General features: G+C 74.1%; 7 protein-coding genes and 1 pseudogene. 7 read left to right on the top strand and 1 reads right to left on the bottom strand.

The window, feature by feature from the left end; all coding sequences use genetic code 11:
* Positions 1-324: 324 nt before the first annotated feature.
* Positions 325-790: pseudogene (locus HCK00_RS25345) on the bottom strand (acetyl-CoA C-acetyltransferase); the annotation flags it as partial.
* Positions 791-895: 105 nt separating this feature from the next.
* Between HCK00_RS25345 and HCK00_RS25350 the strand changes: the two are divergent.
* From HCK00_RS25350 to HCK00_RS25380, 7 genes are all read left to right on the top strand, one after another.
* The gene (locus tag HCK00_RS25350) at positions 896-2,533 is read left to right on the top strand and encodes a 3-oxoacyl-ACP reductase (protein ID WP_168104414.1); all 1,638 of its coding nucleotides are present in this window, start codon (positions 896-898) and stop codon (positions 2,531-2,533) included.
* 123 nt (positions 2,534-2,656) lie between these two features.
* A complete protein-coding gene (locus HCK00_RS25355; RefSeq protein ID WP_168104415.1) occupies positions 2,657-3,493 on the top strand; it encodes a MaoC family dehydratase in 837 nt (278 codons plus the stop codon).
* 626 nt (positions 3,494-4,119) lie between these two features.
* Positions 4,120-5,634, top strand: coding sequence for an aldehyde dehydrogenase family protein (locus HCK00_RS25360; RefSeq protein WP_168104377.1), 1,515 nt, complete (start codon positions 4,120-4,122; stop codon positions 5,632-5,634).
* Between the two features lie 163 nt (positions 5,635-5,797).
* Entirely contained in the window at positions 5,798-7,387 is a 1,590-nt protein-coding gene (locus tag HCK00_RS25365; protein WP_168104378.1) for a GMC family oxidoreductase, read from the top strand.
* A gap of 153 nt (positions 7,388-7,540) precedes the next feature.
* Positions 7,541-8,656, top strand: a complete 1,116-nt coding sequence (locus tag HCK00_RS25370) for a quaternary amine ABC transporter ATP-binding protein (RefSeq protein WP_168104379.1) — start codon at positions 7,541-7,543, stop codon at positions 8,654-8,656.
* Entirely contained in the window at positions 8,653-10,752 is a 2,100-nt protein-coding gene (locus tag HCK00_RS25375) for an ABC transporter permease (RefSeq protein ID WP_168104380.1), read from the top strand. Before HCK00_RS25370 ends, HCK00_RS25375 begins: the two co-directional genes overlap by 4 nt.
* Positions 10,753-10,896: 144 nt before the next feature.
* Entirely contained in the window at positions 10,897-11,853 is a 957-nt protein-coding gene (locus HCK00_RS25380; protein WP_168104381.1) for an ABC transporter substrate-binding protein, read from the top strand.
* The last annotated feature ends 261 nt before the right edge of the window (positions 11,854-12,114 follow it).

Genomic DNA, 12,114 nt, shown 5'->3' on the forward strand with positions numbered 1-12,114 from the left:
GCGCCCGGGGCCCGCGCGAGGGGGCCGCGCGGCCCCGGGCGGCCGGCGGGGGGGGGGGGGGGGGGTGGGGGGGGGGGGGGGGGGGGGGGGGGCGCGCCCGCGAACCGCCGGCCCGCGGGCCGCCGCTCTCGTGCCGGCGGCCGGCGGCTCTCAACTGCCGCGCCCGGGAACATGGGTGGGGTTCCGGGACGCTCGCGGTGCCACTCGCCGCAGGGGTGTGCTGCCGGCCTGGTGAACCGGTGAGTCGCGCAGGTTACCGCCGGCGGGCGGCGGACGTTCGTCCGGGAGGGGGTGAGGAGCGGGTGGTGGCGGGTGCCCGCCGGTTCAGGGGCGTTCGAGGATCGCCGTCACCCCCTGCCCGCCCGCGGCGCAGACGGAGATGAGACCGCGGGCCGGGGGCGTCCCGCTCGGCGAGCAGGGCGGCGGGCGTGGCGACGATCCGGGCTCCGGTGGCGGCGAAGGGATGACCGGTGGCGAGCGAGGAGCCGGCGACGTTGACGCGCTCCGGGTCCACCTCGGGCAGCCCCTGTTTCCGCCACGCGGCGAGGGTGGCCGGCACCTGGGAGGCGAACGCCTCGTGGATCTCCAGCAGGTCGAAGTCGTCCAGCCCCGGACCGGCCCGGTCCAGCATGCGCGGCACGGCGTGGGCGGGGGCCATCAGCAGCCCCTCCTCGTCGTCCGGGCCGCCCAGGTAATCCACCGCGCCCGTCTCGTGCGCCGTCAGATAGGCCAGCGGGTGCGGCCCGCGCTCGGCCGCCCAGTCCTCGCCGGCGAGGAGCACGGTGGCGAGCAGCAGGTTGCGGGGGTTGCGGGTGCCCATCTCGACCAGCTCCTGACCCGAGAGTAACCTTACTTCGAAGTAAATTTACGCCACGGTGAGGAGTTGGCCAATCCCATGGTCTCCACGGCCGATCGCTACCTGCGTTTCACCCGGACCGCTCCCGGCCGCTTCCTCACCCGGCGGCTCGGCCTGCCCCGCCCGGAGCCCCTGCGCCGCTGGTCGCCGGTCCACCCGGAGCTGGACGGCCCGTTGCTCCGTCTGACGGCGGCCGCCCCCTGCCCCGGCCTCGCCGCCGTCCTCGCCCGCACCGGGCTCGAACCGCGGACCGGCCCCGGGACGGCGGGCGCGGCGCCTCCGCCCGGGGCGCCGGCGGGGGCCGCGGCGGAGGCCGGCGGGACGGCGCGCGTGACGGCCGTGTCCCACGGGGCGCCTGCGTCAGGCACCGGCGCGGAAGCCACACCTCCGCCCGGCTCGGCGGCCCCCGCGGCGACGGCGCCCGCCGTGTCCGTCGCGTATGCCGCCGTCGTCGTGGACGCCACGGGGATACGGGAGCCGGAGGAGTTGCGGGCCGTCCACGCCGCGCTGCACCCCGTGGTGCGCACCGTGGCCACCGGCGGCCGGGTGATCGTCGCCGGCACCGTCCCGGACCCGGACGACCACCACCAGGCCGCCGCCCAGCAGGCGCTGGACGGCTTCGTCCGTTCCCTCGGCAAGGAGATCGGCGGGGGCCGCACGGTGAACCTGCTCCGTCTGGACCCGGGTCCGGCGCCCGGCGGTCTCGCCGAGGCGGCCGGGGCCGCCGAGTCCACCCTGCGGTTCCTGCTCTCGCCCAAGTCGGCCTATGTGAGCGGGCAGACGGTGACGGTCGGACCGGGCCGCCACACCACGGCCACGGACTCCGGGAGCCCCACCGGCACCGGGAACCCCGGGAGCCCCGCCGGTGCGAGGGCCACGGGTGACGCGGATGCCGCCGCCACCGCCACCGTGTCCACCGCCACCGTGTCCCCGTCCGGGCCCCTGGCCGGCCGGACGGCGCTCGTCACCGGAGCGGCGGGCGGCATCGGCGCCTCCGTCGCCGAGACCCTGGCCCGCGACGGGGCGCACGTGATCTGCCTCGACGTCCCCGCGGCGGAGGCCCAGGCGTCGGCGCTGGCCGGCCGGCTCGGCGGCACCGCGCTGCCGCTGGACATCACCGCCCCGGACGCCGCGGAGCGCATCGCGGCGGCGGTGACCGCCCGCTCCGGCGGCCTCGACATCCTGGTCCACAACGCGGGCATCACCCGGGACCGCCGGCTGGCCAACATGTCCGCCGGCCGCTGGGACCAGGTCCTCGACATCAACCTCAGCTCCGTGCTGCGGGTGACGGACCGGCTCCTGGAGGACGGCGTCCTGCGGCGCGGCGGCCGGATCGTCGCCACCGCCTCCATCGCCGGGATCGCGGGCAACACCGGCCAGACCAACTACGCCGCGAGCAAGGCCGGGATCATCGGTTTCGTCCGCGCCCTGGCGCCTCGCGCCGCCGCGGAGTACGGGGTGACGGTCAACGCCGTGGCCCCCGGGTTCATCGAGACGGCGATGACGGCCGCGGTGCCGTTCGCCATCCGCGAGGCGGGACGGCGGATGAACTCCCTGGCCCAGGGCGGCCTTCCGGTGGACGTCGCGGAGACGACGGCCTGGCTGGCCCAGGACGGCTCCGGCGGTGTGAACGGGCAGATCGTGCGCGTGTGCGGGCAGAGCCTGCTCGGCGCGTGACCGCTCCCGGCCTCCGCCGGCGACCCGCCGCGTCCCGTTCCCCCACGAGCACGCGCACACAGTCCCTCACGAGCCACGGAGTTCACCTTGGCCCCGCACCGCCTCACGCGCTCCCCGAACCTCATGTACGCGCTCGGACGGGGCGTGCTGACCGGCATCGGCAAGCGGCCCGCCGCCGGCGCGCCTCTGCCGGGCACCGCCCTGGTCCTGCCCGAAGCCCGGATCGAGCCCTCCCGCGTGCTGCGGTACGCCCGGGTCTGCGGCTTCCGGGAGACGGACCCGCTGCCGATCACCTATCCGCACATCCTCGGCTTCCCGCTCGCCGCGCGGTTGCTGGGCGACCGGGACTTCCCGCTCCCCCTGCTCGGGCTGGTGCACACCGGCATCGAGATCACCCAGCGCCGCCCGCTCGGCCCACGGGACCGTCCCGAACTGCGCGTGCGCGTCCCCCGGCTCCTCCCCCACCGCCGGGGCACCGAGGCCGAGGTGATCACCGAGGCCCGGATCGGCGGTGAGACGGTCTGGCGGGACCGCTCCACCTATCTGGCCCGCCACCGCACCTCCGCCCCGGGCCCGTCCGCCGCCCCACCCGGCACCACCCCGGCCTCCGCGGATCCCCTGCCCCGGGCCGCCGAGTGGCCGCTCGACGCCGGGCTGGGCCGCCGCCACGCCGCCGTCTCCGGCGACTGGAACCCGATCCACCTCCACCCCCTGACGGCCCGCCCCCTGGGTTTCCCCCGGGCCATCGCGCACGGCATGTGGACCTTCGCGCGCTGCGCCGCGGAGACGGGCGCGTCCGGCGCGGAGGAGGTCACCGTGTGCGCGGAGTTCAAGGCGCCGGTGCCGCTGCCGTCGGCCGTCACCTACGCCCGGCTCGGTTCCGCGTTCGAACTGCGCGGCGGGCGGGACGGCGAGCGGCTGCACCTCACGGGCAAGGTCACCACCGGACACACCATCTGAGCGACGGCTCCCCTGCCACCGGGCCCCGCCGGGCCGCCGGCGGGCGCCGCCTGAATCCCGCGCCGCCTGAGCCCCGCACCGCCTGAATCCCGCACCGCCTGAATCCCGCACCGCCTGAATCCCGCACCGCCTGAACGTTGCGTCCCGCACCGCCCGAATCCCGCGTCCCGCGCCGCCCGAATCCCCCACCACCCGAGCCCCGCACCGCGCGAATCCCGCGCCGCCCGAATCCCGCCCCGGCCCGGATCCGTGCCCGCGCGTCCCGTACCGCCGGGGTTCCCCACCGGGCCGGCGGTCGCTTCGGCCACTCCGCGCCGCCCTCACGCGCCGGGGAATTCCTCCCCCGCCGCTATGAGACCGCCGCGAGACCGAAAAGAAACCGAAAAGAAGTAGCCACTTCTGGCACTCCTTCCCCACCCGTGAAAGCCCGATAGGGCAGTCCCACCAGGCCTCCCGCCGCCCGTGCCTTCCCGATTTATCCAAGAGCAACCTCGGGCAGGAAGTGAAGAAGGTCACTTCTCACCCGGTCACCTGACATGACCTGCGCCGAATGGGGCAGGGGTTGAAGTTGCCCAGCCACCTCGGCGGCTGGCTGAAATATTGCGCACACGGAGGGCGAGCACAAGGTGGCCGATAACGCCATAACCGAGACCATTCACATCGACGGTGAGTGGCGTACCGCCGCGGCCGGCGGGACGAGGGACATCCTCGACCCCGCCGACGCCACCGTGCTCGCCGTGGTCGCCGAGGGAGGCGCCGCCGACGCGGACGCCGCCGTGGCCGCCGCCCGCCGGGCCTTCGACACCGGCCCCTGGCCCCGCACCCCGGTGGCCGAGCGGGCGGCGCTGCTCCGCCGGGTGGCGGAGCTGCTCCAGCGGGACCGCGAGGAGATCGCCCTGCTGGAGTCCCGCGACACCGGCAAGACCCTGGAGGAGGGGCGGGTGGACGTGGACGACGTCACCGCCGCCTTCCGCTACTTCGCCGACCTCGTCACCGGCACCACCGGCCGGGTCGTCGACGCGGGCAGTCCGGACGTGCACAGCGTCGTGGTGCACGAACCGGTCGGCGTCTGCGCCATGATCACGCCCTGGAACTACCCCCTGCTCCAGGCGAGCTGGAAGGTCGCCCCGGCGCTCGCGGCGGGCAACACCTTCGTGATCAAGCCCAGCGAGATCACCCCGATGTCCACCGTCCGCCTGCTGGGGCTGCTGGCGGAGGCCGGGCTGCCGGCCGGGGTGGCCAACCTGGTGACCGGCGCGGGCGACCCCGTCGGAGCCCGGCTCTCCGAGCACCCGGACGTCGACCTGGTGTCCTTCACGGGCGGTCTGCTCTCGGGCGTCAAGGTCGCCCAGGCCGCGGCGGTCACCGTGAAGAAGGTGGCGCTCGAACTCGGCGGCAAGAACCCGAACGTGGTCTTCGCCGACGCCTGCGCCACCGAGGAGGGCTTCGACCTCGCGGTGGACCAGGCGCTCAACGCGGCCTTCATCCACAGCGGCCAGGTCTGCTCCGCCGGCGCCCGGCTGATCGTCGAGGAGTCCGTCCGCGAGCGGTTCGTCACGGAGCTGGCGGACCGGGCCCGGCGGATCCGCCTGGGCCGCGGCACGGAGAAGGGGGTCGAGTGCGGCCCGCTGGTCTCCGCGGAGCAGCTCGCCAAGGTCGAGGCGTACGTGGCCTCGGCGCTGGCCGAGGGTGCCGTACTGCGCTGCGGCGGTGAGCGCCCCGAGCCGTCCGCGGTCCGTCCGGCCGGCGGCTGGTTCTACTCCCCGACCGTGCTGGACCGCTGCCACCGGGACATGCGGGTCGTCCGCGAGGAGACCTTCGGCCCGCTGCTCACCGTCGAGACCTTCCCCGACGGGGACGAGGACGCGGCCGTGGCGCTGGCCAACGACACCGAGTACGGCCTGGCCGGCGGCGTCTTCTCCGCCGACACCGCCCGCGCCCGCCGGGTCGCCTCCCGGCTGCGCCACGGCACGGTCTGGATCAACGACTACCACCCCTACCTCCCCCAGGCGGAGTGGGGCGGCTTCGGCCGCTCCGGAACGGGCCGCGAACTCGGCCCGCACGGTCTCGCCGAGTACCAGGAGACCAAGCACGTGTACGAGAACCTGCGGCCGGAGCCGGTGCGCTGGTTCGCGGGCTGACCCCACGGGGCTGAGGACCGCGGGCCGACAACGGCGTCGCCCGCGCCGCCCCCCCTCTCCCTACTCACCCCTGCCCGGGCCGTCCGGCGGTCTTCTTCTTCCTTCGCCCTTTCCCGCCGGCCGGTTCACCGGTCCCAGGAACCACCAAGGAGCAGAACCCCCTATGCCCACCCATGACCCCAGCCAGGAACCCACCGGTGATCCGGTCTTCGACTACGTGGTGGTCGGCGGCGGCACGGCCGGCTCGGTCATCGCCTCCCGGCTCACCGAGGACCCGGAGGTGCGGGTCGCGGTGATCGAGGGCGGCCCCTCGGACATCGACCGGCCCGAGGTGCTCACGCTGCGCCGCTGGCTCGGCCTGCTCGGCGGCGAACTCGACTACGACTACCCCACCACCGAGCAGCCACGCGGGAACTCCCACATCCGGCACAGCCGGGCCCGGGTGCTCGGCGGCTGTTCCTCGCACAACACGCTGATCTCCTTCAAGCCGCTTCCCTCCGACTGGGACGAGTGGGAGCGGGCCGGGGCCGCCGGCTGGAACGCGGGTGCGATGGACCCGTACTTCGGGAAGCTGAAGAACAACATCGTCCCCGTCGGCGAGGAGGACCGTAACGCCATCGCGCGGGACTTCGTCGAGGCCGCGACCGCCGCGCTGGGGGTACCGCGCGTCGAGGGCTTCAACGACAAGCCGTTCCACGAGGGCGCCGGGTTCTTCGACCTCGCCTACCACCCGGAGACCAACAAGCGCTCCTCCGCCTCCGTCGCCTATCTCCACCCGCACATCGAGGCCGGTGACCGGCCGAACCTGGAGATCTACCTGGAGACCTGGGCGTACCGGCTGGAGCTGGACGGCGACCGGGTCACCGGGGTGCGTGTCCGCGCCGCGGACGGCACCGAGCGGCTGGTGCGCGCCTCCCGCGAGGTGCTGGTCTGCGCCGGGGCCGTCGACACCCCGCGGCTGCTGCTGCACTCCGGCATCGGCCCGGCGGAGGATCTGGCCGCGCTGGGCATCGAGGTCCGGCACGACCTGCCGGGCGTCGGCGAGAACCTGCTGGACCACCCCGAGTCGGTGATCGTCTGGGAGACGGACGGGCCCATCCCGGAGAACTCGGCGATGGACTCGGACGCGGGCCTCTTCGTCCGCCGCGACCCCGCGTCGCCCGGGCCCGACCTGATGTTCCACTTCTACCAGATCCCGTTCACCGACAACCCCGAGCGGCTGGGCTACGAGAAGCCCGCGCACGGCGTGTCGATGACCCCCAACATCCCCAAGCCGCGCAGCCGGGGCCGGCTCTTCCTCACCTCCGCCGACCCGGCCGTCAAGCCGGCCCTGGACTTCCGCTACTTCACCGACGAGGACGACCACGACGCCCGCACCCTCGTGGACGGCATCAAGCTGGCCCGCGAGGTGGCCCGGACCGCGCCGCTGGCCGGCTGGCTGAAGCGGGAGGTGTGCCCCGGCCCGGAGATCACCTCGGACGAGGAGCTCAGCCGGTACGCGCGGAAGGTCGCGCACACCGTCTACCACCCCGCCGGCACCTGCCGGATGGGCGCCGCCGACGACGCGCTCGCCGTCGTCGACCCCGAGCTGCGCGTCCGCGGACTGCGCGGCGTCCGGGTCGCCGACGCCTCGGTCTTCCCGACGATCCCCGCGGTCAACCCGATGATCGGCGTCCTGATGGTCGGCGAGAAGGCCGCCGACCTGATCCGCCACGGCCACGGCGAGCGGGGCGGCGACGGTGGCGACGGATGACCCGCGGCCCGGCCGGCCGGGCCGCTCCGGACGGCGTGACCCCCACCGCGGGCCGGCGCACCGCCCCCGCATCACCCGCACCACCCGCACGACCCGCACGACCGGCACGACCGGCACGACCGACACGACCAACACACCGGGAGGTGTTGTGTGATGTCCACAACCGCTGAGGCCACGGCCACCGACGAGGCCGCGGCCCGGACCGGACCGGTGTTCTCCGTCCGCAACCTGTGGAAGGTCTTCGGCCCCAAGGCGGCGAAGGTCCCCGGCGACCCGTCGCTGACCGGCCTGGACGCCGACGAGCTGCGCGCCCGCACCGGCTGCACCGCCGCCGTCCGGGACGTCTCCTTCGACGTCCACCAGGGCGAGGTCTTCGTCGTCATGGGCCTCTCCGGGTCCGGCAAGTCCACCCTGGTGCGCTGCCTGACCCGGCTGATCGAGCCCACCGCGGGGGAACTCGTCATGGACGGCGAGGACGTCCGCGCCATGGACCGGGCCCGCCTGCGGGAGCTGCGCCGGCACCGGGCGGCGATGGTCTTCCAGAACTTCGGCCTCCTCCCGCACCGCACCGTCCTCGACAACGTCGCCTACGGCCTGGAGATCCAGGGCATGGGCCGGGCCGAGCGCCGGGCCAGGGCCGCCGAGATGGTCTCCAAGGTGGGCCTGGACGGGCTGGGCGAGCGCCGCCCCGTCCAGCTCTCCGGCGGCCAGCAGCAGCGCGTCGGCCTGGCCCGCGCCCTCGCCGTCGACCCCGAGGTGCTCCTCTTCGACGAGCCGTTCAGCGCCCTCGACCCGCTGATCCGCCGCGACATGCAGGAGGAGGTCGTCCGGCTCCACCGCGAGGAGGGCCGGACCATGGTCTTCATCACCCACGACCTCTCCGAGGCGCTGCGCCTCGGCGACCGCATCGCACTGATGCGGGACGGCGAGATCGTGCAGCTCGGCACCCCCGAGGAGATCGTCTCGACCCCCGCCGACGACTACGTCCGGGACTTCGTCCGGGACGTGCCGCGCGAGCAGGTCGTCACCGTCCGCCGCGCGATGCGGCCCGCGCGCGGCGACGAGGCCGGCACGGGTACGTCCGTCGCGCCCGACGCGGTGCTCACCGAGGCCATCGACGCGGTCGCGCGCACCGGGGAGCCGGTCCGCGTCATGGACGGCGCCGAGCTGCTCGGCGTCGTCGGCTACCAGGAACTGCTCTCCGTGGTGGCCCGCCTCGACGGCCCCGGGGAGGGCCGTGACGGGGCCCGGGAGGTGGCGGGCGTATGAGCACCTCGACCGTCGACGAGCGGAGCGAACGCGAGAACCCCGGTGCGACGGGCGGAACCGGGCGGAGGGGCAGCGGGGAACCTGCCACCACCGCTCCCCCGCCGAGGCAACCGGACGGCAAGAACGAGAACGGCAGCCCGCCGGGCCCGCTGGCCCGCCTGCTCGGCAACCCCCGGCTCTCCGCCCTGCTCGCGGCCGTGCTGGTGGCCGTCACGGGCGCGCTGCTCGTCGGTGACGTCGGCTGGCCGCAGGGCTGGACGGTGGACCTCGAAGGGCCGCTGAACGAGATCGACGACTGGCTCGTCGACAACCGGAACTCGCACTGGCTGTTCCTCTACTTCCTGCTGCACATCAGCAACACCGCCACCTCCGCCGTGGACCTGATGGAAGGGCTGTTCGAGGCGCTCGGCTGGATCGGCGTCACCGTCGTCGGCACCCTCGTCGCCTGGGCGGCGGGCGGCGCCGGCCTCGGCCGCCGGGCGCTCCGCACGGCCGGGACCGCGCTCGGCGTGTTCGCCGTGGTCGGCCTGCTGGACATGTGGGACCGCACCATGCAGACGCTGGCCCTGATGACGGTCTCCGTCTTCGCCGCCGCCGTCCTCGGTCTGCTGCTGGGGCTGGCCGCCGGCCTCTCCGACCGCTGCGAGCGCCTGCTGCGCCCGGTGTTCGACGCCATGCAGGTGATGCCGGCGTTCGCCTACCTCATCCCCTTCCTGCTGATCTTCGGCATCGGCATCCCGTCGGCGGCCGTGGCCACCGTCATCTACGCCGCCCCGCCGATGGCGCGGCTCACCTCCCTGGGTCTGCGCGGCGCCGACCCGGTGGCGATGGAGGCCTCCGCCTCGCTCGGCGCGAGTTCCTGGCAGCGGCTGCGCACCGCGCGGCTGCCGCTGGCGCGCAAGGAGATGATGCTGGGCCTCAACCAGACGATCATGATGTGTCTGTCGATGGTCGTGCTCGCCTCCCTGATCGGGGCCGGCGGTCTCGGCGAGGAGATCTACCAGGCGCTGGGCTCCATCGACGTGGGCGCCGCGCTCGCCGCCGGTGTCGCCATCGTGCTGCTGGCCGTCCTGCTGGACCGGACGACCGCCGCCGCCGGGGAACGGCTCGACGCGCACGCCCCGGCGGACCCGAGCCCGCTGGACCGGCTGCGCGGCGGGCCGCTGTGGGCCGGCATCGCCGTGCTCACCGCCGTGCTCGCGGCCGTCGGCGGCCGGATCTGGGACCGGGAGTGGCCCGGCGCGTGGACGATCGACATCGCGGAGCCGGTGAACACCGCCGTCGACTGGTTCCTCGACCACGTGGGTTCCGGGATACCGCTGCTCGGCGGCACCCTCACCTGGGCCGACGGCTTCACCACCCATCTGCTGAACCCGCTGCGGACCGCGCTGCTCGCGACGCCGTGGTGGGCGGTGCTGCTGCTCGCCGTCACCCTCGCCTGGTTCGTCGGCCGCTGGCGGGCCGCGCTCGCCGGGGCCGTCTCGCTCGTCCTGATCGGCGTGATGGGCCTGTGGGGCCGTTCGCTCGACACCCTTTCCCAGGTGCTCGCCGGGCTGGCGCTGACGCTGCTGCTCGGCTTCGTCCTGGGCGTGCTCACGGCCCGCGTGGGGCGGGTGGAGCGGCTGCTGCGGCCGGTGCTCGACACCATGCAGACGATGCCGCAGTTCGTCTATCTGATCCCGGTGATCGCGGCGTTCGGCCTGGGCCGCGCGCCCGGTATCGCGGCGGCCGTGATCTACGCGCTGCCCGCCGTGGTCCGTATCACCGCCCAGGGCCTCCGCTCCGTCGACCCGGTCGCGATGGAGGCCGCCCGCTCACTCGGCGCGACCGGCCGGCAGCAGCTCCTCCAGGTGCAGTTGCCGCTGGCCCGCAGGGCGCTGCTGGTCGCCACGAACCAGGGTGTCGTCCTGGTGCTCTCCATGGTCGTCATCGGCGGCATGGTCGGCGGCGGCGCCCTGGGCATCGACGTCGTCACCGGCCTCGCCAAGGGCGACCTGGGACGCGGGCTGCCGGCCGGCCTGGCCATCGTCTGCCTCGGCATCCTGCTGGACCGCGTCACCCAGCCCATGAACCGGGCGGCGGCCCGGGGGCACTGAACCCGCGCCGCGTCCCGCCGGTGCCCCCGGGCTCCGCGCGGTCTCCCCCGGGTCTCCCCGCGGCGATCCCCACCGGGGCGGCCCATGACCACCGACCACCATGACCGGAACAGCACGCACAAGAGAAGAAGAGGCATCTCTCCGATGAGCAAGAACAAGCGGATACGCACCACCCTGATCGCGGCCACCGGTGTGGCCGGCGTGCTCGCCATGAGCGGCTGTGCCGCCGAGACGGACACCGCGGCCGGCGGCGACAAGGTCACCCTGGCCCAGCCCTCCTGGGTCGGCGCGCAGGCCAACGTCGCCGTCGCGGCGAAGTTGCTGGAGGACGAGCTGGACGTGGACGTGAACGTCACGCAGCTCGACGAGCCGGCCGCCTTCGACGCGCTGCACAGTGGCAAGGCCCAGGCCCTCATGGAGGACTGGGGCGGCGTCAAGGAGAAGGAGCACCTGTACGTCGACAAGAAGAAGACGGTCGTCGACGGCGGCGATCTCGGCGTCGAGGGCCACATCGGCTGGTTCGTCCCGAAGTACTACGCGGACAAGCACCCGGACGTCACCGATTACAAGAACCTCAACAAGTACTGGAAGGACTTCCAGACCTCCGAGTCCGGTGACAAGGGCCAGTTCCTCGGCGCCGCCCCCTCGTACACCACGCACGACGAGCACCTGATCAAGAACCACGACCTCAACTTCAAGATCGTCCCCACCGGCAGCGAGGCCGCCGAGCTCAAGGAGATCAAGCGGCTGTACGACGCCAAGAAGCCGTTCATCGGCTACTGGTGGGAGCCGCAGTGGATGAACGCCGAGATCGAGATGGTCGAGGTGAAGCTCCCGCCGTACAAGGAGGGGTGCCTGGAGCCCGTCGAGAAGGCGACGTGCGGTTACGACACCCTGATGCTGAAGAAGTTCATGAACGCCGACTTCGCGGAGAACGGCGGCGAGGCGGCCGAGTTCCTGAAGAACTTCGAGTGGACCACCGACGACCAGAACGAGGTGGCCCAGATGATCGCCGGCAAGAAGATGAAGCCGGAGGACGCCGCCGCCGCGTGGATCAAGGACAACAAGTCCACCTGGGAGAAGTGGCTCCCGAAGAAGTGACACCGGGGCCCTGAGCACGGGCCCCGGCACAGGGGTCGTGGAGAGCTCCGTGGCCGTGGAGTTCCGTGGCCGTGGAACTCCGTGGCCGTGGAACTCCGGGGTCCCGGAGCCGGCCGTGCATCCGGGGCCCCCGGCCGGGGCCCCGGGCAGGGCCCTGACGCGGGCAAGGTCCCTGACCCGGCCCGGCGCCCGGGAGTCCCCGTCCGGCGCCGGGCGCGGCCGTGGCACCTGGGCTCCCGGCCCCGGTTCCCGGCCGGCGCG

The sequence above is a fragment of the Streptomyces zingiberis genome (genome assembly GCF_012034935.1).
GTDB classification, from domain to species: domain Bacteria; phylum Actinomycetota; class Actinomycetes; order Streptomycetales; family Streptomycetaceae; genus Streptomyces; species Streptomyces zingiberis.